We start from the raw sequence: 22,857 nt of genomic DNA on the forward strand, positions 1-22,857 counted from the left end.
CTAATGGCTCCCCGTGCGAAAGCAAAGGGCCGGGGACTGGCGGGGGATGGCGATCGCTGGGTACGGTTCAAGGGCGATGGTGTCCGGTGCTTCCCCGTCTTCCCTCATCTTCGGCAGGTATGCGGTGCTGCGCCGCGTGGCCGTGGGGGGCATGGGGGAAATCTTCCTGGCACGTCAGGTGGGGGTGAGCGGCTTCGAGCGCCCCGTCATCCTCAAGAGCCTGCTGCCGGACCTGCTGGAGCACGACGGCTCGGTGGAGATGTTCCTCGACGAGGCGCGCGTCGCGGCGCACCTGAACCACCCGAACGTCGTCTCGCTGTACGAGGTCGGCGCGTGGCAGGGCACGTTCTACATCGCCATGGAGTACATCGAGGGCGAGAACCTGGGCCGTCTGGCCAAGGCCGCGGCGCGGGCCAGCACGCCGCTGCCCCACCGCGTCTGCGCGCAGATGATCCGCGACGCGGCGCTGGGGCTGGACCACGCGCACCACGCGCGCGACAGCCAGGGCCAGTCGCTGGAGCTGGTGCACCGGGACATCAGCCCGCAGAACATCATGGTGCGCCTGGACGGCCTGACGAAGGTGGTGGACTTCGGCGTGGCCAAGGCGACCATCCGCGCCAGCCGCACGCGCACGGGCGTGCTCAAGGGCAAGCTGCGGTACATGTCGCCGGAGCAGGTGCGCAACGAGCCCGTCTCCGGCACCAGCGACCAGTTCGCGCTGGGAGTCGTGCTGTGGGAGCTGTGCACGCGCCGGCCGTTCATCGACACGGACAACCCCGCGGAGGCCATGCGGCGCATCGCGCTGGCGGCGGTGCCCCGGCCCTCGCAGTTCGTGGAGGGGCTGTCGCCGCTGCTGGAGCAGATCATCCTGCGCATGCTCCACCGCGCGCCCGGTCAGCGCTTCGCCCGCTGCGCGGACGTGGCCCGCGCGCTCCAGACCTATCTGGACGAAGCGCCGGAGCCGCCGGAGGAGAGCGTCCCCGCGGTGGTGACGCGGCTGGTGGGTGACGTGGTGCTGGCGCGCCTGCGCGACGCGGGCGCTGGCGAGCCCGGGCTGCCGCAGGTCCGCGAGCCCTCCAACGTGTCGTGCCCGCGCTGTGGCCAGTCCACCCCCGCGACCAGCCGCTTCTGCCCCGCGTGCGGAAACTCGCTCACGCCCCCGGCCGGGGACGCCGCGCCGAAGCTGCTCACGCCGGTGTCCGGCAATGACGTGCCCAGGCTGGCCCGGACGCCCGCCTCCGGAGCCGCCGCGCCGGACCTGGCGATGATGCCCGCGCTGCGCGAGCCGCCCGTGCACCTGGGCGACGAGGACCTGCCCGACGCGCCGACGGCCAAGGCGCCCGCGCGCCGCGGCGACGGCGCCGTGCACGAGCCGCCCACCGACCCGACGATGGAGGTGCCCGCGCCGCTGGCCTCCGCCCTGGCCGGGCCGCCCGCCGCGCACGAGGACGACGAGGGGCCCCCGGCCCTGGGGGACGAGGCCCCGGGTCCCACGGTGAAGATCCGCGCGATGGACGCGCAGGCGCAGATGCGCCGGCTCACGCTGCTGGTGGTCGCGGGCGAGCCGGCCCAGGCGGCCCGCCTGCGCGAGGCGGTGGCGCAGTTCTCGACGCGCCACCACGTGGAGGCGATGGCGCTGTCGGACACGCACTGGTGTCTGCCTTTCGGCCTGCCGCAAGCGCACGCGGAGGACGCGACGCGGGCGCTCCAGTGCGCGGAGGACTTGGGCGGCGCCGGTTTGAACCTGCGGCGGGGCCTGGAGTCCGGCGTGGTGCGCGTGAGCGCGGAGGCCGGAGCGTCGCGGCTGTCCGGCGTGGGGCTGGAGCGGGCCCAGGCGCTGGCGGACGCGGCGGTGTCCGGCGAGCTGCTGGTGGGCGCCTCGGTGAAGTCGCTGCTGGTGGAGGCGGGCGGGGTGCGCATCGGCATGGCACGCGAGCTGCCCGGTGGCACGGCGTGGCGGGTGGAGTCCGGCGCGCCCGCGACCCGCGTGGACGCGCTGGTGGGGCGCGACGAGGCCCTGACCCAGGCGGCGCTGGTGGTGGAGGCGGCGTGCAGGAGCGAAGGCGGCGCGCGGCTCTTCGTGGGGCCCTCGGGCGTGGGCCGCAGCCGCTTCCTGGAGGCGGTGGCGGAGCTGGCCACGGGCGCCTCGCCGCGCGTGGTGTACGCGTGGGGTGGAGACCCCCGCTCCGCGGGAGCGCTGGGCCTGTGGCGCACGGTGTTCGCCGCGCTGTCGCGGGCCGCCACGGGTGGAGACGCGTCGCTGCCCCCGCTGTCGGGGCTGGGCTTCTCCGAACCGGAGGCCGCGGCGCTCTGGCGGAGGCTCGCGCGGGGCGCGCCGCAAGGTGGCGGACTCCTCCCGGCGGGTGACGGAGCGGTGGTGGACGCCATCCAGCGCGTGGCGAAGCCGTCCGGCCTGTTGCTGCTGGTGGACGACATGCACCGCGTGGACGGCCCTTCGCTGGAGATGCTCGCGGGGCTGCTCGCGGCGAAGGAGCCAGGCGTGTCGCTGGTGGCCACGGGTGACGTGGACGCGGTGCCCACGGCCCTGGCGTCGCTGCCCGTGACGGTGCTGGAGGGGCTGTCGCCGTCGGAGCTGAACGCGCTGCTCACCGCGAGCCTGGGCATGGCCCTGTCGCCGTCGCTGGAGCGGGCGGTGGCGGACCGGGTGCGCGGCAATCCCGCGCATGCGCTGGCGCTGGTGCGGCTGCTGGTGTCGGTGGGCGTGTTGCAGCGAACGGAGGGCGGCTTCCAGTCCAACGGCCCGCTGTCCCCCGCGGCGCTGCCGCAGGGCCTGGGGCAGGCCTTGGGCGCGCGGCTGGAGCTCCTGCCCGCCGCGTCGCTGCGCTTCCTCCAGCGGGCCGCGGTGGAGGGCTCGCTCTTCTGCGCGGAGCTGGTGCGCGCGTCGCTGCTGGCCTCGGACGGCGCCAGCGTGTTGGAGGACGCGGAGTGGGTGGTGCCCGTGCCCGGGCAGCCCGGCATCTTCCGCTTCAGGAGCGAGGAGGCGCGGCAGGTGCTGCGCGAGCGCCTGTCCCCCTCGCAGCTGCGGAGCGCTCACCAGGAGCTGGCGGAGGCGCTGGAGATGGTGGCGTTCGCGCAGGAGCCGGCCCGCGAGGTGCGCGTGGCGGACCACCTGCTGGGCGCGGATGCCGCTGGCGCGCCGGCCGCGTGCGAGCGGGCGGGAGACTGGTTCGCGGCGCGGGGCGAGTGGCGCTCCGCGGTGGAGTTCTTCCGCTGGGCCTTGGGCCGGGCGCCCGGCGCGACGGCGGCGGTGGTGCGCTGGCAACTGGACGTGCTCGCGCGCGCGGCGGGCTGTCTCACGCAGGCGGACCCCGCCGCCGTGGACGGGCTGGTGACGCCGTGGCTGGACCGCGTGCCGGTGATGCAGACGCCCAGCCGGTGGGCGGAGGTCGCGCGGCGCCTGGCGGTCGCGGAGCTGAAGCTGGGGCGCGTGGACGACGCGGAGGTGCGCCTCGGCATGGTGCAGGGGCCGGCGGGCGCGGACCCGGAGGTCGAGGCCCTGGTGCTCTGCGAGCTCGCGCGGGTGCGTGAGGCCAAGGGCGAGACGACGGCCGCGGTGGAGCTGCTGGCGCGGGCCTTCCAGCGCATGGGGAACCGCACCCCGCACACGACGGACTTCTTCTGGGAGCACTACCTGCTGCTGGGCCGGCTGCAGCAGCGGCTGGGGCAGTTGGACCGGGCTCGGGTGGCCTTCACGCGCGCGGCGGAGCAGGCGCGCTCGGTGGGCAGCGCGGCGGGACAGGCGCGGGCGCTGTCGCAGCTCGCGGGCCTGCGGGTCCTCGCGGGCGAGCCGGCCCAGGCGCTGTCGGACCTGGAGCGCGCGCTCGCGCTGGCCGAGCAGGGCGGGGATGCCCAGGAGGTGGCGCGCATCCACTACAACGCCGGGCGCCTGCTGGTGGCGGGAGGCCGGGCCCCGGAGGCGCGCGAGCGGCTGGAGCAGGCGAGGGAGCGCGCCCGGGTGGCGGGCTGGCGGGAGGGGGAGGCCCTGGCCGCGCAGGTGCTGGGGGCGATGGAGGCCCGGGCCCCGCGCCGGGGAAGTGGGCAGTAGTCGTCAGCAGGCGTGCGGGCGGGCGGACTTCGTCGCGGGCGCTCACGGTTTTCACGCCCGCCGGGTGATCCACCGGTAGACTCGGCCATTCCCCACCTGCCCCCGTGCCTGCCTTCGTGAAGACCTCACGTCCCGTCTCCTTTTCCCTGTTGGGGTTCCTCGCGCTGGGTGTCCTGGGCGCATGTGGACCGACGCCCACGACCATCACCCTGGAGCCGCCCGAGCAGCGCTACCTGCGCACCCAGGGGCAGAACCTGCCGCTCAGCTACACGGTGTTGGACGCGGACGGGCGCAAGATGATGGACACGCGCCTGCGCTGGACCAGCTCCGCGCCGGAGGTGGCCTCCGTGCTGGAGGACGGCACGGTGGTGGCGCGCAAGTCCGGGAAGACCATCATCGGCGTGCAGGGGGGACGCGCGAAAGCGGCGCTGCCGTTGGACCTGACCATCCTCGCGTCGCTGGACGTGCGCGCGCCGGGCGCGGACTTCGTGGAGGTGGGGCGCACCATCAAGCTGCGCGTGGTGGCGCGCAATGAAGCGGGCCACGTCATCCCCGACGCGGCGCCCGACTTCCGCTCCAGCAACGAGGCCGTGGCACGCGTGGAGAACGGCGAGCTCATCGCCGCGTCGGCCGGCGTGGCCACCGTCTCCGCGACGCTGGGGCACCTGCACCGCGCCATCGCCGTGCAGGTGGTGCCGCCGGACTTCGCGCGCCTGGGGCTGAACCTCACCTCGTACACCTTCAAGAAGAAGGGCCAGTCGGTGATGGTCCAGGCGCGCGCGTACAACCGCAACGGCGTGGCGCTGGAGAAGGTGCCGCTGGAGTGGTTCAGCTCCAACAGCGCCGTGGTGACGGTGTCGCCCGAGGGCCGCGTGACGGCCGTGGGCAAGGGCCGCGCGGTGGTGTCGGTGGTGGCCGGCCGCCGCCGCACGGCCGCCGACTTCATCGTCGAGTAGCGCCGCGTCCGCGACGCCGGGCCCGCCGCCCTGGAGCGACGGACCCTCGATGCGACGGCGCCGCTACGGCTTCTTCTTCGGCGCCGGAGACTTCGGAGCGGGGCGCTTGCCGGGCTTCTTCTTGGACGCGGCCTCCACGTCATCCGGGCAGGGCGGGCGCGGCCCGTCGCTCGGCGGCTGGATGGTGAACTCCACGCGGCGGTTGAGGGCCATGCCCTCCTCGGTGGCGTTGTCGGCCACGGGCATGCTGCGCCCGAAGCCCTGCGAGCACACGCGCTCCGCGGCGACGCCGCTCTCGATGAGGAAGCGCTTCACGCTGGCGGCGCGGCGCTTGGACAGGTCCAGGTTGTACTGGTCGCTGGCGCGCGAGTCGGTGTGACCCTCGATGAGGATGCGGTCCATCTTCGGGTTCTCCTCCATCACCCGCGCGACCTCCTCCAGCACCGGGTAGGACTCGGAGAGGATGACGTCCTGGTCGGTGGCGAAGTTCACCTGCTCCAGGATGACGATCTTGTTCCCCGACGTGCGCGCGAGCGGACAGCCGTCGCGGCCGCGCTTGCCCTGCGGGACGTCCGGGCACTTGTCGATGCGGTCCACCACGCCGTCGGAGTCCGCGTCGGTGTCCGGGCAGCCGCTGTTCTCCACCGGGCCCGCGAGGTTGGGGCAGCGGTCGCGCTCACCGATGACGCCGTCGAAGTCGGGGTCCACGGGCGGCGGGGGCGGCTCGGGCGGCTCCTTGAAGCGCTCGATGGCCTCCCACTCGCGCGTCTTGGCGGGCACCCAGAGGATGGACGTGAAGAAGCTCAGGTTTGGAGACGCCAGCGAGCAGCCGCAGCCCAGGCCGCCGCCGAAGGTGAAGGTGACGCCCAGCGAGCTGTACCAGCGCAGGCCGATGAGCAGCTCCGCGGGAATCTGCCGCTCCTGGCCCGGCGCCTTCTTGAGGCCGACCGCGCCGTTCACCATGCCCAGCGCGGTGATGCCGCTGCCGCGCAACAGGGGCACCTCCGTGCCCAGGCCGAACGGCGCCATGTCTCCCAGCTGCACGCCGCTGAAGATGACGTCCGGCCGCTTCCAGAAGCCGCCGTTGAAGGCGAGCAGGATGCCGGACTCGAAGCGGTAATCGAGCACCAGGCCCGGCGCCCAGGTGAGCTCGCCGTCGCCCGCGAACGCCTCCTGCACGCCGGTGGGGAAGCTGACGTTGAGCGTGAGCGCCGCGCCCCAGCCGTGGCCCTCCGCGGAGCGGCGGAAGCCGGGGATGGCCACCTTGCCCATCAGGCGCAGGTCGCCCAGGGCGAAGCTCTCCACGGGCCCTTCGGTGCCGATGACCTCCAGGTTCTGGCCGCCCTGGAGGAGCACGAGCGGCATGTCCACGCCGACCTCGAACCAGTCGAAGAGGCCGACGGTGGCCATGACATCCAACTGGAGCCGGTTGCCCACGAGGCTGATGGAGCCCAGGTCTCCGTCCTTGGGGACGAGCGAGAGCGGGTTGATGGAATAGCTGAAGTAGGGCCCGGCGGAGACGGACAGGTGGGACAGGGGCCGGGACTGGGTGACCATCACCAGGTCCTGCGGCGCGCCGGAGGGGCGGAAGACCTGGATGTTGAAGCGCGGATCCGGCGCGGCGTGGGCGGCGGTGGACAGCGCGAGGGCCAGCAGCAGCGGGAGCAGCGGCGTGCGGGAGGGCTTCATCGGACGCGGCGGGCGGAGCGCAGGAAGAGGAAGCCCAGGGCGAGGGTGACCAGCATGGCGGTGCTGCCGGTGGGCGTGGCCTCGGCGGTGGTGCCGCAGCAGAAGGCGCCGCCCTGGGGTTCAGTGCCGGGTTTGCGGCGGCCGCGTTCGCACTGCTGGGTTTCGGCGGAGCAGAACTCGACGCCCAGGCAGTCGCCGCTGTCGGCGCACGTTTCGAGACAGGTGTTGGACGTGAGGTCGCAGGTGCCGCCGCAGGGGCAGTGGGCATCCGCGAAGCACTCGACGCACGCGGAGCCGTCGCACACGGTGCCTTCCGCGCACGTCACGGCGCAGGCGCCGGTGTTGGAGCAGGTGCGGGTGGTGGGGTCGCAGGTGCCGCTGCCGCAGTCGGAGTCATTGACGCAGCCCACGCACACGCTGTTCTGCACGGTGCCGTCGGAGAGGCAGAACGGGGTGTCACCGCCGCACGAGTCACAGCGGGGACCACAGCGATTGTCGGTGGTGCAGGAGCTGCACTCACCGCTGACGCAGGTCTGGCCGTCGCCGCATTCCAGGTCGTTGCGGCACTGGACGCAGACCTCGCCGTCGAGACAGAAGGGGCGCTCGCCGGGGCACTTGGAGCAGCCGGGGCCGCAGCGGTCGGAGGTGTTGCACTCGGCGATGCTGTCGACGCAGGCGCCGTTCAGGGTGTCGCAGCGCTGGCCGTTGGAGCACTGGCTGTCGGTGGTGCACTCGACGCAGGAGGGCGGGGCGCCGGGAGTGGGCGCGGCGCACTGGGTGCCCTTGGGGCAGCAGTTGCAGGAGTTGCCGGCGCAGGCGTCGTTGGTGTTGCAGGGCGTGCAGACGTGGTTGGAGCACGACTCGCCACGGTCGCATTGGGTGTCTTCGTTGCACTCGACGCAGGTGTTCGCGGTGAGGTCACAGACCTGGCTGCCGGGGCACTCCGCGTCGGAGGTGCACTGGACGCAGGTGAAGTTCGGCTCGTCGCAGACCTGGCCGGAGCCGCAATCGGAGTCGCGGACGCAGCCAGTGCACACGTTGTTGGTGGTGTCGCAGCGGCCCGTGGCGCAGTCACTGTTCTGGGTGCACGCGACGCAGGTGAACTGACCGTTGACCTGCGCGCAGATGGGCGCGGTAGGACCGCAAGGTGAGCACGTGTCTCCGCACAGGAGGTTCGTGTCACAGGGCGCGCAGAGCGCAGCGGAGTTGCAGTAGTAGGACGGACCACAACTGCCATTGCCGGGCTGGTTCGCGAACTGCCGGTTGCACTGGACGCACTGGTCCAGGTTGTCCGGGAACGACGGGCGGCCGGTCTCTGTCTGGAACAGCTGCGCGGGCTGGACCAGCGAGAAGCCAGCGGTGTTGAGCGGGACGACCGGATCCTCACCAGCGGGCTGATCGAAGTCCGTGAATGCTCCGTCCAGGACGGCGAACTCCAGCGCAGCGTGCTCCACGATCTGCACGTAGAGCAGTTCAATAGGGTAAAGCCCGGATTGGGTGAAGGTGACGGAGTTGGTGGTGCGTCGTGTTGGCGCCCCCAACTCCGGCGGCCGGATGATGATGTCGTAGCGTCTGCTTGCCTTGTCGAACAGGACGAGGCTGATGGCGTCATCGGCGTAGAAGCCGAAGTGCAGGACGCGCCCGACCATGGCCGGAGTGACATTCAAGTAGCCGCGGAAGCGTGAGACGAAGCGCGTGCTTGAATTGTTGTAGTGGAAGGGGCAGCCGCCCTGGGCGCAGCCCGAGACCACGTTGACGAAGTCGCCGTAGCTCAGGATTCGACCGTCGTTCAGGTTGTTCGACAGGTCGAACGCGGAGCGCAGCACGGAGGTCATGCGCGTCGCGCGGTTCTCCTCCATGTAAGCATTCAGGTTGTCCGTATAGAGCGACTGACTTTGCGGATACTCCGCCGTGGTGCGCGTCCACACGTTGGACGCCATGCAGAGCCCCGTACCTGTATCCGTGGGCGACGGCGCCGCGGGTGCCCCCGTCACCACGACAGCCGGCAGCTTCTGCGCCACGGCAGGCGCGCTCGCGAGGCACACGGCGAGCAGGGACAGCGCGGCGTACGCGCGGAGGGGGAGGGGAGCAGTGCGCAAAGCGCGCGCAGCCTTACAGATTAAGTTGACGTTCTCAACCTTCCGCCCACGTCCCGAGTCCCAGTGCCCGAATGCGACCTCCAGGGTCCTCCGTCCCTCCGCGTCGCAATCAATCCGGACAGCATGCAAAACAGGAAACCGTCACGCGCGACGGCACGCGACATCCCCGTCCTGCGAACGGATGAACGCCGCGGCGAGCTCGTTGCCCAGGGCCGCGCACAGCACCTCGAACGTCCGCCGACGCGCTCCGCCGAAGAAGCCCGGCTGCCGCGCCAGGGTCTCCGGGTGACGCACGAAGACGTTGTACCCGAGGATGCAGCCGTCCGCGCGCAACACGGTGATGCCGTCGGTGGCCATCATGCCGCGCAAAAGCTGCGAGGCCGCCCGCACCGCTGACGCCGCGCTGCCGTCCTGGGTCGCGTGGTGCCGGTCCAGCAGCGCCACCACGTCCATGGGCCGGGGCAGCAGGATGCCGTCCACGAACAGCGCGGAGCCCGCGCGCTCGCGGGGCAACACCGCCACCAGCGTGCCGTGAGAGGACTGCATCACCTCGAACAGCACCCGCTGGAAGAAACCTCGCGCGTACTCGCGGCTGGAGGGCAGGACCTGCTCGGTGACCGCGCTCGCCAGCGCGTCCAGCACCACGGAGGGCGGCTCCAGGTCGACGCGCGCGCCAGACAGGTACACGTGCCGGCACAGCCCGCCGCCTCCGCGCAGCTCGATGATATTGTCCGCCAACTGCAACACGCCCACCACGCGGGCGCCCCGGTCCGGCGCGTGCCGCAGGCGCTCCAGCGGCGTCTCCGCCAGGGGGAACGGATCCGTGCGGAAGATGCCGTAGGTGAGGCCCGCGGAATCGCGCACCAGGTACAGCGCCCACCAGCGCCCCTGTCCCAGCGGCGCGCACTGCTTGAGCGCCCGCTGGATGGTGGCGCGGTTGCGAGGCCCCGAGCCCAGGGGAATCGGGTCGTGCCCGCCCAGCATCTCCATCATCGTGCCCAGGTCGTCACCCAGGAACGCGGTGGGGAACAGCAGCGCGCCCTCTTCGCGGTAGCGCGACAGCGTTACCAGCAGCTCGCTGAGCGCGTCCGCCGTCTGCGGACATGTCATGTCCGCCTCGTCGAGGAACGCACTGACGGACTCGGTCAGCAGATGACGGAACGACAGGATGAGAGGAGAACCCGCCTCCGGGCCCGGACCGGTCATGGCGGACCCAGCATGACGCATCGGTGACGATGAGGCACGAAGTCTCGCCTCCATCCGGGAGGCGGGACCCTGTCAGGAACCGGCCGCCTACTCCGCCGCCCGCCGTGCCGTCTCCAGGGTGGAGGCCGTGCGCAGCCAGCCCTCCGCCTGGGCGTCCAGGTGGGACAACAGCTCCGCGAAGAAGCGCGTCTCCAGGGCCCGCGCCAGCGTGGCCCCGTGCGCGTCCGCCCACTTGCGCGTCACCGTCGCGCGCACCTGGGCGCCCAGCAGGTCCACGAAGCGCTCCAGCAGCGGCGTGGACAGGAGCGTCCCCGCCCACACCACCGCGTCATGGCCCAGGCCGCCGGTGGCCACCGTCACCACCGCCGCCGCGCCGGATGGCACCGAGTACACCAGCGTGGTGAGCGCCTGGAGCAGCTCCTCGCGCATGCCGCCCTGCAGCTCGCTGCCCACCAGTTGGCGGCAGAAGTCATACAGCGTGGCCCGGTCCGCCGCGTGCGCGTGCAGCGCGCCCAGGTCCAGCGGCGCATCCAGCCGGCCGAGCATCGCGGGTCCGAACGCCTGCGCCAGCTTCTCGCGCGTCTCCCCGTCCCCGCGCCACGCGGCCACCTCCGGCGCGAAGGCATCCACCAGCCTGCGCAGCCCGTCCTTCAGCGAGTCATCCACCGCCTGCGAGGGCAGCGCCTCATGCGGCTGGGGCCCGGTGAAGGACTCGCGCACCTTGCGGCTCACGAACGTGAGCGCCGTGGCCAGCCCCCGGAACGGCAGCCGCACGAACCGGTGGAAGGTGCTGCGCGCATCCAACTCGTCGCGGAACGCATCCACCAGCACGTCCGCGGGCACGGCCTTCAGCGCCGCCTGCGCGCCAATGCCTTGCAGGTCGTGCCGCAGCCGCTGCCTCAACCGCTCCGGCTCACGGGCCGCGCGGGTCGCCGCTTTCGCCACCGCGTCCAGCTCCGAGCGCGCATCCGACAGCGACGCCTCCAGCGCCCGCGCCTTCAGCTCGCGCGCATGTTCCGCCTGTCCCAGCAGCGCGGCGAGCGGCGGCCGTCCATCCAGCGCCTCCGTGGCCAGCGGCTTCAGCCCCGCCTCCACGTCCGGCTGGTGCGGCGCCAGGTAGCGCGCGAGGGGCGGGTGGCCCACGTCCTGGGCCAGCTTGTCCAGGTGGCCGCGCGCCACGTCCTCGCGCGTGGCCTCGTTGTAGACGAGCAGGTACGGCTTGCCGTGGCCCACCGCCGCGCGCAGGAAGTCCACCAGCGCCGCGTTCTGGTACGTCTGCCGGCTCACCACGAACACCAGCACGTCCACCGTGACGAGCAGCGCCTCGGCCCGCTCGCGGTTGTCGCGGTACACGCTGTCGAAGTCCGGCGTGTCCATCACCAGCAGCCCGCGCGGGACGGCCTCCGACAGCACCAGGTACAGCCGGCCCGCGGGCCCGGCCTCGTCCACGGGCGCCACGGTGCCGTCGGCCACCGGGATGATGTCGTAGCGCTGGGTCAGCATGTCCTTCAGCGCGCCCGTCCACGTCTCTTGATTCGCCGCGGCCAGGCACTGCTTGGTGAGCCCGCCCTCGGGCCGCGCGGGGGACAGGGACGCCTTCGCCAGCGAGTTGAAGAGCGTGGACTTCCCGACGTTGTTGGGGCCGGCGATGGCCACGAGGAGCAGCGGCGCGTCCCCATCTCCCAGGCGGGGCAGCAGGTCGCGGCGCAGGCGTTCAGCCAGGCGGCGGGCCACGTCGGCGTCACCGCCGTCGGGGAAGCGCTCGGAGGCGGGCAGGGCGTCCAGGGCGGACGCGAGGGCGGTGCGCAGGGCGCGAGGGTCCTTCATGGGCATAGGGGGCCACGCGTAGGACAGCACGCACGCGGCGTGGTGCCCAGCGCGGTGTGCGCACTCTGTCCACCGGGGACACCCCTGGAGAGGCGCGGTAGGGTGCGCCGCATGCGCTCCCTCCTCGCCTGCCTGCTCCTGTCGGGGTCCATCGCCTGCACGGCCACGAACGCCAACGCGCCCGCGCCCGCGTCCGCCGAGGCCCACGCCGAAGGCCCGCTGCCCTTCATCCCGGACGACTACGCCCGCGCGCTCGCGGACGCGAAGGCGAAGGGTGTGCCCCTGTTCGTCGACACCTGGGCGCCGTGGTGCCACACCTGCCGCTCCATGCGCGCGTATGTCTTCACGGACAAGGCGCTGGCGAAGCACGCGGATCGCTTCGTGTGGCTGGAGCTCAACACCGACCTGACCCAGAACGCGACGTTCCAGGAGAAGTACCCGGTGGAGTTCTGGCCCACCTTCTTCATCATCGACCCGCGCGAGGAGAAGGCCCTGCTGCGCTTCGCCGGCAGCGCGACGGTGCCCCAACTGGAGCGCCTCTTCGAGGACGGCGAGCGCGCCTGGCAGGGCGGCGCCACCGGAGCAGAGGCGCTGCTCGCCCGGGGTGATGCCCTCTACGGAGAGCGCAAGCCCGCGGAGGCCGCCGAGGCGCTGTCGCTCGCGCTCGCGGAGGCGCCCGCCGATTGGTCCCGCCGGGGCCGCGCGCTGGAGTCGCTGCTGATGGCGCAGTACGGAGCGAAGCAGTACGTGCCCTGCGCACAGAAGGCGGTGGCGGAGCTGCCGAAGGTGCCGCGCTCACTCAGCCTGGCCAACGGCGTCCTCAACGGGCTCACCTGCGCGCTGGCCATCCCGGAAGGGACGCCCGAGGCGGCGGACCTGCGGCACGCGCTGGAGGCGAAGGCGCGCGACGTGCTGGCGCCGCCCGCCATCGACATGGAGGCGGATGACCGCTCCGGCCTGTACGAGGTGCTGGTGGAGGCGCGCAAGCAGGACAAGGACACCGCGGGCGCGAAGCAGGTGGCCCAGCAGTGGCTGACGTTCCTGGAGGGCGAGGCCGCGAAGGCGCCGAACCCGGAGGCGCGCAGCGTGTTCGATTCGCACCGCATGCTCGCGGCGATGACGCTGGAGCAGCCGCAGCGGGCCATCCCCGCGCTGGAACAGAGCGAGAAAGACCTGCCACAGGACTACAACCCGCCCGCGCGGCTCGCGACGCTGTACCGCCTGTCGGGCCGGCTGGACGACGCGCTCGCCGCGAACGACCGGGCGCTGGCGCGGGTGCAGGGGGCGCGGCGGCTGTCCGTGCTCTCCGGCCGCGCGGACATCCAGGTCGCGCGCAAGGACACCGCGGGCGCGGTGAAGACGCTGGAGGAGGCGCTCGCCTTCGCGAAGACGCTGCCCGCCGCGCAGGTGTCCCCGCGTCAGGTGGAGTCGCTGGAGAAGAAGCTCGCCGGCCTCAAGTCGCCCGCCGCCGTGCCTGGCGCGGCGCCGTAGTCCGTACACGGACCGTCGCGCGGGACCATCACGGAGCCAGCGGCACCGCGCGACGGCCAGCCAGGTCGAACAGCTCGAAGTCCTCCGCGCGGCCCTCGCGCATGGCGCCGTCGGTGAACACCATCACCGCCTCACCCGGGCCCGTCACGGGCGGCGGGCCGTGCGCGTAGTCCACGCGCGTCCCGTCCGTCACCAGGTGGCGCAGCACTCCGTCGCGCACGGGACCGGGTGACACCAGCTCCCGCACCCGCTTGTCCCGCGTGTGGCCCACCACCTGGGTCAACCCGAGCGGCAACCTCCGCGGATCAAACCTGCGCCGGGGCGTTCCCCGCACGCGCTCCCCGTCCTCCGCGGCGAGGCTGGGCCGCTGGTAGAAGATGCCCACGCCCTCGCCATCCTTCGCATTGCCCGGATGATGCAGCCCCGGCAGCACGAGCGGCCCGCCCTTCCACGCCGCCACCGCCCGGTCCATCACGCCGTTGAGCGCCTCCGCCACCGCGCGCGCCTCCGCCCACCGTTCGGGCTCGAGCCCCACGACCCCCAGGTCCTCGCGCGTGACGCCCGCGTGCAGCACCAGCAGCGAGTCTCCGGCCGCATGTGCCACGCGGAAGCGCCGTGCTCGCAGCAGATGCTCCACCCACGCGCGCTGCTCCTCGGTCCAGGTGCTGAAGTCCCGCGCCGCCAGCTCCACCGTCGGCAATCCGGGCCAGCGCTGGAGGAAGGCCCGCTCCGCCGCCGCGTCGGTGTCGTCTCCCGCGTAGATCCGGTCCGCCTCCACCTGTGCCGCGCGGAACGTCGCATCCGTGAAGTCCGCCAGCTCGCCCACGCGCCCCAGGTCGTGGTTGCCCAGGAGCATCACCGCCTGATCCGCTGGATGGGACGCGAGCCACGCCACCAGCCGGAGCGCGCTCCGGGCCACGCGCTCCCGGTCCGCCGCCGGGCCCCAGTCGAAGTAGTCGCCCACGCACACCAGGCACGCGTCCGGCCGCAGCCCTCCCGCTTCGTCCAGCAGCCCGTGCAGCGAGAGGATGGACAGCACCCGGTCGAAGTCCGCCTGCGGGTCCCCCATCGCCACGTGCAGCGTGCGCCGCCGCCCATCCGCCGGCACCGCGTGTGGCCCCCTCGCCACCGCCGCGTCGGCGCGGGCCAGCGCCTTCCTCAAGAGCGCTTCATCCATCCCCCCATCCTAGTCACGCCGCGCGGGCGCATCAGGACTGGAAGAAGCGAGAGATGAGCGCGGAGCGGCTCTCCACCTGCGCCTTGTTCAGCAGGTGCGTGACGTGCACCTCCACCGTGCGCTCGGCGCAGCCCAGGTGCAGGGCGATGGCCTTGTTCGTCTCTCCCTGCACCACGTGCTCCAGCACCTGCGCCTCGCGCGCGGTGAGCCCCCAGCGCTGGCTCAGCACGGGCAGCCGCGACGTCGGCTCCATCGGCGGTCCGGGGTCCAGCACCAGGTAGTGGTCCGGCAGCCCCTGCGTGCGCAGCGGGCCGGAGGAGAACAACGGCCCCGTGCCCGGCGGGCTCCGCAGACACTCGCGCACCTGCGCCGCCAGCGCCTGGGAGTCCTGCTCCCACCGCGCCTGCCCCGCCTTGTTCGCGTGCATCACCCGGCCGCTGAACGTGACGACCCACGCGGGCCGCCCCAGCACCTCCAGCGCCGCGCCCAGCGCCGGCCCCAGCAGGCCCGCCTCGCGCAGCCGCCGGTCCATGGCCATCCGCCGCTGGATGGCGGGCGTCAGCGCCTGCAACAGCCGCTGCTCCCGCTCCGTGAAGGGCTCCGTCCGGAAGGCGCCCACCCACCCCAGCAGCATGTCGCCTTCGCACACCAGCACCCGCAGCTGCGCCAGTTGCTCCAATCCCAATTGCCGGTAGAGCTGGGAGGCATGCCCGGCCAGCTGCGTCCGCGCGTGCTCCCACTCCTCCTCGCTCAATCCCAACCGCTCCCACAGCGGGCCCTCGCCCTCGCCGGTGATGGGCAGGGCGCGCAGCGGCTCCGACATGCCCAGGGGCGAGAAGCGCATCGCCCGGTTGCGCTGGGCCAGCGGCGGACGCGCGGGATCGAAATAGCCGAAGTGGCTGCCCGCCGGTGGCAGCGATGCGTCAAAGGCCTCGGAGAGGACGGAGGGCGGCTGAGGGAAGCCCACGCCGTGCACGAACGACGTGTGATAGCGGTCCGGGCCCACGTCCACGCCGTAGGCCGCCGTCCGCTCCGCGCGCAGGGCGCCTCGGAGCGCGACGAGGACCGTCGGCAGGGCCTCGGAGCCGGGCTCCAACCCCTCCAGAAGGCCCTCCAGCTCCTGCAAGAGGCGTTGGTCCTCGGAAATCAAATCAATCACGATTTTCTTACTATAGCCGTTGGAGACAATTGGAAGACTTGTGAGGTCGGGAGTGGAATCAGTGCTTCTTCCGCCTGTCCAGGTGGGAAGTGATTCCCTGCCCCCCGAGTCGTTTAAGACTCGCGTGATTTCCTCAATAGAAATGACTTTCGGCTGGCGGCACCATGGCGTTCCGTGCCCTTCCGGGGGGGTGGGCCGACCTAGGAGTCGAAGTATCCGCGTGTGCGCGCGCCGGGCGTTCCCCCAGGGATGTCCGGCGCGCTGCCCCTTTTCCGGCTCCTGTCCTCGCCTGTCCACCACCCCACGCGCCCGGTGCCAGCAGGCCCCGGGCCCGACGGGGCGCGGCGATGATGTCCGCTCCCGTCGTGACCGCGCCCGGAGGCCCTGAAATGCCGCGTGATTACGCCTACTACGCCCAGGCGCTGGAGGGACGGAGGCTGCCCCTGGCCTTCGCGGACCTGGACCTGCTCAACGAGAACGCGGCGGCGCTGGTGCGGCGCGCGGGCGGGCTGCCGGTGCGGGTGGCCACGAAGTCGGTGCGGTGCGTCGCGCTGCTGCGGCGCGTGCTCGACGGGCATCCCGGCTTCCAGGGCCTCATGTGCTTCAGCGCCGATGAGGCCGTGCACCTGCGGGAGCGCGGCTTTAGCGACCTGCTCATGGGCTACCCCGTGGTGGATGCCGAGGCCCTGGCGGAGCTGTGCCGGCCGCCAGCGCCCGTGACGCTGATGGTCGACTCGCCGGAGCACGTGGCGCTCGCCGCCCGCGCGGCCCGCCGGCACGGGACGCGAGCGCCGCTGTGCCTGGACGTGGACCTGTCCGTGGACCTGCCGGGCCTGCGCTTCGGGGTGCACCGCTCGCCGGTGCGCTCGCCGGAGGACGCGCTGGCGGTGGCGAGGAGCATCGCGGCGGAAGGGGACGCGGTCTTCCTCGCGGGCGTCATGGGCTACGAGGCGCAGCTCGCGGGCGTGCCGGACGCCGCGCCGCACGCGGGACCGAAGAACGTGGTCATCCGGGCGCTCAAGCGGGGCTCGGTGGGCCGCGTGCACTCGCGCAGGCAGGCGGTGGTGGCCGCGCTGAAGGAAGCGGGGTTCGCGCCGCGCTTCGTGAACGGCGGGGGCACCGGCAGCCTGGAGTCCACCCGCGAGGACGCGAGCGTCACGGAGCTCACCGCGGGCAGCGGCCTGTACTCGCCCGCGCTCTTCGACGGCTATCGCGGCTTCCAGCATCAGCCCGCGGTGGCGTTCGCCATCCCCGTCACGCGGCGTCCCGGCCCGGGCCTCTTCACGCTCCAGGGGGGAGGCTTCGTGGCCTCCGGCTCGGCGGGCGTGGACAAGCTGCCCGTCCCCTACCTCCCCGAGGGCGCGAAGCTCCTCCCGCTGGAGGGCGCGGGCGAGGTGCAGACGCCCATCGCGTACGCGGGCCCGGTGCCGCTGCCCCTGGGCGCGCCGGTGTTCTTCCGGCACGCGAAGGCAGGCGAGGTGTGCGAGCACTTCCGCACGCTGCTGCTCATCTCCGGGGGGCGCGTCGTGGAAGAGGTCCCGACCTACCGGGGCGAATGGGGGTGACGGCATGACGACCGACACGGCGAAGACGAAGACGTGGCGCAACTGGTCCGGTGGGGTGGAGGCCCATCCCTCCAGCTTCCTCCGGCCGGACTCCGTGGACGCGCTGAAGGCCGCGCTCCGCGACGCCAGCGCCCAGTCGCGCACCGTGCGCGTGGTGGGCAGCGGCCACTCGTTCCCGCCCCTGTGCGCGACGGACGAGACGATGGTGTCGCTCGAAGCGCTGCGGGGCCTGGAGTCCGTGGATGAGCGCACGCGCGAGGCCGTGGTGTGGGCGGGCACGAACCTGCGCGAGCTGGGCGCGCTGCTCGCGTCGCACGGGCTCGCGATGGAGAACCTGGGCGACATCAACAAGCAGTCGCTGGGCGGCGCGCTGGGCACGGGCACGCACGGCACGGGCGTGGGGCTGGGCATCCTCTCCACGCAGGCGGCGGCGATGACGCTCGTCACGGCGAGCGGGGACGAGGTGACGTGCTCGGAGGACACGTCGCCGGAGCTGCTCCAGGCCGCGCGCGTGTCCCTGGGCGCGCTGGGCGTGATGACGCGGGTGCGGCTGCGCCTGCTGCCCGCGTACCGGCTGCGGCTGACGCGGCGGAACCTGGGGCTGGAGGAGTGCCTCGCGGGATTGGACGAAGCGCGGGCACGCCACCGGCACTACGAGTTCTTCTGGTTCCCGCACTCCGACCGCGTGATGACGAAGGCGATGGACCTCACGGAGGAGACCCCGCACGGGGTGGGCGTGGGGCGCTGGTTCAGCGAGATGGTGATGGAGAACGCCGTCTTCGGCGCGGTGAGCCGCGCGTGCCGCATGCGGCCGGCGTGGTGCGCGCCGGTGAGCCGGCTGTCGGCGAAGCTGGCGTCGGAGGGGGTGCTGGCGGGGCAGAGCCACACGCTGTTCGCCACGCCGCGGCTCGTGCGCTTCCAGGAGATGGAATACGCCGTGCCGGTGGAGCGGGGGCCGGACTGCCTGCGCGAGCTGTCCGAATACATCATGCGCGAGCACCTGCCCGTGCACTTCCCGGTGGAGTACCGCTTCGTGCGCGGCGACGACGTGTTCCTCAGCCCGGCGCACGGCGGGGACCGCGCGTTCATCGCGGTGCATCAATACCAGGGCATGCCGCTGGAGCCCTACTTCTCCGGCGCGGAGGCCATCTTCCGCAACCACGGTGGCCGGCCCCACTGGGGCAAGCTGCACACCCAGACGGCGGCGACACTGAAACATCTGTATCCCCGCTGGGATGACTTCCAGCGCGTGCGCGAGCAGCTGGACCCGCAGGGGCGCTTCCTCAATCCCTATCTGAAACGTCTCTTCCTGGAGGGCGTCCGTCATACCCGCGGTGAAACAGGGGCGCGAAGCGCGTGACGCACCCCGGGGCCTGTTTTTCGCGCCGTATCGCGTCAGACGATCCAGCAACCTCTCGATAATGCACAATCCAGCGCCCGGCATGCGGTTGGCTAGGGCACTGGCTGGCGCCAGGCCCGGTGGCGCCCTTTCGAGGGGGATGGATGCGGACGAAGTCTTCATGGAAGCGCGTGGTGACGGCGTCGATGCTGATGCTCGCGGTGGGGTGTCGCACGCCCGCCGGGGGCTTGAGGGCCGCGGGGGCATCGGATTCGGGCAACTCCTCGGACTCGGGCGCGTCCAGCCAGGGGGACTCCAGCCAGTCGGACTCGGGCAACTCCAGCCAGGGTGACTCCAGCCAGGGCAACTCCAGCCAGGGGGACTCCAGCCAGTCGGAGTCCAACGGCTCCAGCGACGAGGGCTCCAGCGAGTCGGGCTCGGGCGAGTCCAGCGACTCCGACTCGGGCAACTCCAGCCACGGGGATTCGAGCAAGTCGGACTCGGGCGACTCCTCGGGCTCCAGCGACCACAGCTCGCGGGAGGGCGGCTCCAGCCACTCCGGCTCCAGCGAGAACAGCAACGCGGGCACCAGCGAGTCGAACCAGGTGGACCAGGGCGACGACTCGCGCACGCGCAGCGAGAGCAGCAACGGCCGCGAGAACCAGCTCCTGTCGACGGCCACGGTGGCGCTGACGGTGATGGGCCTGGGCATCATCATCTGGCAGTCGTACGCGCGAGCCGAACGGCGCAAGGGCAGGCACCCTCCGCCGAAGGAGGTGGGGCACGCGGCCCAGACGTACCTGCGGGCCCGCACGCACCAACTGCGAGAGGACCTGGCGCTGGGCGCGGGCCCGACGGTGGAGGACCTGGCGCAGGCGGCGCGCATCCGCCGTGAGAACCTGGATGTCTTCGGCAAGCTGCTGCGCACGCACCGCAAGGAGCTGCTGATGATGGCGGACGCGAAGACGCTGACGCCCGAGCGCGCCCGCGCCTGGCTGGAGCGCGTGGGGCAGTTGGCGCGCACCGAACCCCGGCTCGAAGAGGACCGTCAGGCCTTCATCCTGGAACTGGAGGGGGCGCCCCAAGCGGCCGAGGCCCTCCAGTGAGGCCTCGCACAGCCTGGATGGGATGGCTCACGGTGCTGCTGTTGCCCGTGAGCGCGCAGGCTCGTGACGAAGAACCCCTGGGCCACCTCGCGGTGCCGGCGTTCTTGAAGGAGCGGTCTCCGGAGGTCGTCCTGGCCGAACGGGTCGCGGCCTTGGAAGCCACCGCGGGCATCGTCCTGCGTGGCGCCGCAGCGCGGGATGCCTTGCTCGTCTCCGACGTGGAAGCAGGGCTCGCCGCCCTGCCTCCCGCGATGCGCCGTCCACCGGGAGGCCGGTTGGAGTTCGTGCTCCACGCGGAGCCCGCGCCGCTGGGCCTGGGTGACGGCACGACGGCCCGTCCGGACTGGTCGGAGCAGCGCGAGCAGTTCCACCTCTACCGCTACGCGCCTTCCGAGGAGCGCCGGGCCACGCTGCGTCTGTCACGTCTCACCGATACGGAGGCCGAGCAGCTGTGGCGCCGCCGCGCCGTGGTGCACGCCGTGATGCAGCGCTGGGACGACGCGCGCGGTTGGAGCAGGCGTCCCCAGTGGCGCAGGCTGGATGGATGGCTGCTCCCCTTCGAGCGCCCCCTCACGTGGAAGGAGACCGCGAGCATCACCTACGCGGGGGCCTTCAGCCGCGCGCGGGGGCAGGCGAGCGCCTCGCTGGACCTCGTCACGTTCGCGGAGGAGCTGTTCGTCCCCGTGGAGTCCCTGCGTCCGGACGCATTGCCCGAGGATGATCAGGTGCGCTGTCAGGAGCTGTCCAAGACGCGCGCCGTGTCGGAGTTCATCTCGGAGGCGCGCCTGGGCACGCTGCCCGCGCGGGGAGCCTGCCCGGCCTTCGACACGTGGGCGGAGGCGGAGGCGCTCTCCCATCTGGAGGTCCTGCTCGTCGCGGCCACGGGCCGTCAGCCCCAGTCCCTCTTCGGCCACCTGCTCCTGCGCCCGGTCTGGCGCGAAGGCGCCACGGTGCAGGGCCCCGGCTTCGAGCGCGTCGTGCAGCTCGTGGCCCTCACCGGCATGGAGGAGAAGGGCCTGGGCTACCTGATGAAGGGCATGACGGGCGGCTACAGCACCGTCTTCCTCACGGGCACCCTGGGCGACATCACCCATGAATCGCTGGAGCTGGAGCAGCGCACCATCCGCCGCTTCCGGCTGAACCTCACGCCCGGCGAATCCCAGCGCATGCTGGAGCGCACCTGGGAGCTCGAGCGTCGCGGCTACCTGGGCTACTACTTCTTCACCGACAACTGCGCCGCCGCGCTGCTCTTCCTGCTCAATGGCTCGCTGGAGAACGGCCGTCACGTGAGCGCGCCGGGCACCCTGTGGGTCCTGCCCACGGCCACGCTGGACACGCTGGCGAAGACGAACGTCGTGGACGCGAACGGGCGCGCGGTGCCGCTCCTGGAGCACGTCCCGGACGCCTTCGAATCCACGGGAGACCGCGCCCGGCGCGCGCTCGTGGAAGAGGAGCGGCTGCTCACGAAGCTGGCCTCCCTGCTTCCATCCACCGCGCTCGCGCCATTGCACCAGGTGCACCGCCGCCTCCAGTCCCCTGAACCCGACGAGCGCAGGCAGGCCTGGGAACAGTTGATCCACGCCGTGACGACGGCGCTCGACGCGGCATCTCCCTCCGCGCGCCCCGAAGCCCGGGATGCCCTGCACGCGTATGTGGCCCACGCGGTGCGGGTGGAGCGCGCGGCGGTGGACCAGGCCGAAGGGGAGACGCTCGCCATCGAACGCGAGCGCCTCGTGTCCCTCGACTTGAAGGGGCAGGGCGGCGCGGCCCAGGGCGTCAAGGACCGGCAACTCCTCTTCGAGCGCGAGGACGCCATGCAGCGCAAGCTCGCGGTGCTCGACCGCACGGCCCTGCTCCAGCAGGCCCTGGACACCGCCATCAAGCGCCCGCCCACGCCGGACGAGCTCAAGGCCCTGGTCCGCGCGGAGCACACCGAGGCCGCCTTCGCCGCGGCCACCGAGGCACAGGGCGCGCTCAACGACGGACCGCTCGCGGACGTGGATCTGCGGGCCTTCCTCGCGAAGGACCATGAACAGAAGGTGGAGACGGAGACCACCTGGGCCCGGGGCGCGCTGCGTGAATCCGGCGCGGCCCGCACGGTGGTCAGCGGCGGCGTGGACTTCCCGGAGGTGGGCGCCGCGCGGCCGGTGGTGAGCCTGCGCACCTCCGCGATGAACGAGGCCCTGGGCGACGCGCGCCTGCACGGCTTCCAGTCCAGCAGCGAGCTGCGCGTGCTGGACGGAGAGCTGTCGGTGGAGCCGCGCTGGGGCGTGCCGCGCATCCTCGGCTCACGCCTGACGCTGGTGGGCTACCGCACGCTGATGCCCGAACTGCCCCAGCAGCAACGGTCGTTCTCCGACGCGCTGGGCTGGGGCGCGGAGGCGAGGATGTCCACGGACATCAGCCGTCCGCTGCCCTACCGCGCGACGGTGGAGGCGGAGGCGCTGGGCGTGGTGGCGGCCTCGGAGCGCTTCGACACCTTCCTCGCGGTGGGGCTGGGCGCCCAGGCCACGATGGCCTGGAGCCCCACGGAGACGGTCCCCACGGTGGGGCCCCGTCTGTCATTGGCCCATCGCGTGGGCCTGCCAGGGCCTGGCAACAGCGCCCTGCGCCTGGAGGCCACGTACGTGCCGTCGTGGCGCACGGGCATCACGCCGGGCTTCACGCACGAGGCGGACGCGACGCTCCAGGTGGAGTGGTACCTGGGGCGCATCTCCCGCTGGAGCGTGCTGCTCACTCCCCGCGCACAGGTCCACTGGGAGGGGACACTCGCGTCGTGGGCAGGTCCCGGGAGAAGTCTCGCGAGCCTTCCGGAAGGGCTGGCGCGACATCGCCTTGCGCTAGGAGTGGAGGTCCGCTGACGTACTGCGTCCGGAAGACGGGCGTCTCACCGGTGAACACCGGCCGGCTGGCCGCGCCACAGAGCGCTCCGATGAACAGGCCGATGACGTGCAGCAGCGTCCAGTTCCCCCAACCCAGGCCCAGGAAGATGCGCTCGCCACCCACGCTGAAGACGTTGAAGGCCACGTAGAACGCGGCGGGCACCACCACCGAGGCGACGGCCGCGGCGCCCAGCGCCCGGCGGAGGCGCCCCGCATGGAAGCCGCCGAACGTGCCAGCCAGCAGGCCGTTGAACAACGGAATGAAGAACGTGACGGTGCTGATGAGCACCATCGT

General features: G+C 72.4%; 13 protein-coding genes. 7 read left to right on the top strand and 6 right to left on the bottom strand.

Features of this window, described 5'->3' with window-relative positions; translation table 11 throughout:
• The first annotated feature begins 46 nt into the window (after positions 1-46).
• Both JYJ93_RS06325 and JYJ93_RS06330 read left to right on the top strand, forming a co-directional pair.
• Positions 47-4,066: a protein kinase gene (locus tag JYJ93_RS06325; RefSeq protein ID WP_242543688.1), complete on the top strand. Its 4,020-nt coding sequence runs from the start codon at positions 47-49 to the stop codon at positions 4,064-4,066.
• A 116-nt stretch (positions 4,067-4,182) separates the two neighbouring features.
• The gene (locus JYJ93_RS06330; RefSeq protein ID WP_206787286.1) at positions 4,183-5,022 is read left to right on the top strand and encodes an Ig-like domain-containing protein; all 840 of its coding nucleotides are present in this window, start codon (positions 4,183-4,185) and stop codon (positions 5,020-5,022) included.
• Positions 5,023-5,085: 63 nt separating this feature from the next.
• Here the strand turns inward: JYJ93_RS06330 and traB are convergent, their stop codons facing one another.
• The 4 genes from traB to JYJ93_RS06350 all read right to left on the bottom strand — a co-directional run bounded on the left by traB (position 5,086) and on the right by JYJ93_RS06350 (position 11,843).
• A complete protein-coding gene (gene traB / locus JYJ93_RS06335; protein ID WP_206787288.1) occupies positions 5,086-6,711 on the bottom strand; it encodes an outer membrane exchange protein TraB in 1,626 nt (541 codons plus the stop codon).
• A complete protein-coding gene (traA, locus tag JYJ93_RS06340) occupies positions 6,708-8,810 on the bottom strand; it encodes an outer membrane exchange protein TraA (RefSeq protein WP_277989458.1) in 2,103 nt (700 codons plus the stop codon). Before traA ends, traB begins: the two co-directional genes overlap by 4 nt.
• A gap of 141 nt (positions 8,811-8,951) precedes the next feature.
• The gene (locus JYJ93_RS06345; protein ID WP_206787290.1) at positions 8,952-10,016 is read right to left on the bottom strand and encodes a hypothetical protein; all 1,065 of its coding nucleotides are present in this window, start codon (positions 10,014-10,016) and stop codon (positions 8,952-8,954) included.
• A gap of 87 nt (positions 10,017-10,103) precedes the next feature.
• Positions 10,104-11,843, bottom strand: a complete 1,740-nt coding sequence (locus JYJ93_RS06350) for a GTPase (RefSeq protein WP_206787292.1) — start codon at positions 11,841-11,843, stop codon at positions 10,104-10,106.
• A gap of 111 nt (positions 11,844-11,954) precedes the next feature.
• Here JYJ93_RS06350 and JYJ93_RS06355 point away from each other — a divergent pair, with 111 nt between their 5' ends.
• Complete coding sequence (locus tag JYJ93_RS06355; protein WP_206787294.1) at positions 11,955-13,334, top strand: thioredoxin family protein; 1,380 nt, start codon at positions 11,955-11,957, stop codon at positions 13,332-13,334.
• A 28-nt stretch (positions 13,335-13,362) separates the two neighbouring features.
• Here the strand turns inward: JYJ93_RS06355 and JYJ93_RS06360 are convergent, their stop codons facing one another.
• Positions 13,363-14,511, bottom strand: a complete 1,149-nt coding sequence (locus tag JYJ93_RS06360) for a metallophosphoesterase (RefSeq protein WP_206787296.1) — start codon at positions 14,509-14,511, stop codon at positions 13,363-13,365.
• Positions 14,512-14,542: 31 nt separating this feature from the next.
• Entirely contained in the window at positions 14,543-15,670 is a 1,128-nt protein-coding gene (locus tag JYJ93_RS06365) for a LuxR family transcriptional regulator (RefSeq protein ID WP_206787298.1), read from the bottom strand.
• Positions 15,671-16,059: 389 nt separating this feature from the next.
• Here JYJ93_RS06365 and JYJ93_RS06370 point away from each other — a divergent pair, with 389 nt between their 5' ends.
• The 4 genes from JYJ93_RS06370 to JYJ93_RS06385 all read left to right on the top strand — a co-directional run bounded on the left by JYJ93_RS06370 (position 16,060) and on the right by JYJ93_RS06385 (position 22,541).
• Positions 16,060-17,235 carry an amino acid deaminase/aldolase gene (locus tag JYJ93_RS06370; protein ID WP_206787301.1) on the top strand — a complete coding sequence of 392 codons (1,176 nt, stop codon included), beginning with the start codon at positions 16,060-16,062 and terminating at the stop codon, positions 17,233-17,235.
• Between the two features lie 4 nt (positions 17,236-17,239).
• A complete protein-coding gene (locus JYJ93_RS06375) occupies positions 17,240-18,595 on the top strand; it encodes a D-arabinono-1,4-lactone oxidase (protein ID WP_206787303.1) in 1,356 nt (451 codons plus the stop codon).
• A gap of 143 nt (positions 18,596-18,738) precedes the next feature.
• Positions 18,739-19,680, top strand: coding sequence for a hypothetical protein (locus JYJ93_RS39865; RefSeq protein WP_242543689.1), 942 nt, complete (start codon positions 18,739-18,741; stop codon positions 19,678-19,680).
• Between the two features lie 17 nt (positions 19,681-19,697).
• Positions 19,698-22,541, top strand: coding sequence for a DUF4105 domain-containing protein (locus JYJ93_RS06385; protein ID WP_242543690.1), 2,844 nt, complete (start codon positions 19,698-19,700; stop codon positions 22,539-22,541).
• Positions 22,542-22,857: the final 316 nt, after the last annotated feature.

The organism is Corallococcus sp. NCSPR001, from assembly GCF_017309135.1.
Lineage (GTDB): Bacteria > Myxococcota > Myxococcia > Myxococcales > Myxococcaceae > Corallococcus.

What these genes read in the sequence shown, in the direction of transcription:
- JYJ93_RS06370 (WP_206787301.1), top strand. Translation starts at nt 16,060, where the DNA reads ATGCCGCGTGATTACGCCTACTACGCCCAGGCGCTGGAGGGACGGAGG.
- JYJ93_RS06360 (WP_206787296.1), bottom strand. Translation starts at nt 14,511, where the DNA reads ATGGATGAAGCGCTCTTGAGGAAGGCGCTGGCCCGCGCCGACGCGGCG.
- JYJ93_RS06355 (WP_206787294.1), top strand. Translation starts at nt 11,955, where the DNA reads ATGCGCTCCCTCCTCGCCTGCCTGCTCCTGTCGGGGTCCATCGCCTGC.
- JYJ93_RS06375 (WP_206787303.1), top strand. Translation starts at nt 17,240, where the DNA reads ATGACGACCGACACGGCGAAGACGAAGACGTGGCGCAACTGGTCCGGT.
- JYJ93_RS39865 (WP_242543689.1), top strand. Translation starts at nt 18,739, where the DNA reads ATGCGGACGAAGTCTTCATGGAAGCGCGTGGTGACGGCGTCGATGCTG.
- JYJ93_RS06345 (WP_206787290.1), bottom strand. Translation starts at nt 10,016, where the DNA reads ATGACCGGTCCGGGCCCGGAGGCGGGTTCTCCTCTCATCCTGTCGTTC.
- JYJ93_RS06325 (WP_242543688.1), top strand. Translation starts at nt 47, where the DNA reads ATGGCGATCGCTGGGTACGGTTCAAGGGCGATGGTGTCCGGTGCTTCC.
- JYJ93_RS06385 (WP_242543690.1), top strand. Translation starts at nt 19,698, where the DNA reads ATGGGATGGCTCACGGTGCTGCTGTTGCCCGTGAGCGCGCAGGCTCGT.
- traB (WP_206787288.1), bottom strand. Translation starts at nt 6,711, where the DNA reads ATGAAGCCCTCCCGCACGCCGCTGCTCCCGCTGCTGCTGGCCCTCGCG.
- JYJ93_RS06350 (WP_206787292.1), bottom strand. Translation starts at nt 11,843, where the DNA reads ATGAAGGACCCTCGCGCCCTGCGCACCGCCCTCGCGTCCGCCCTGGAC.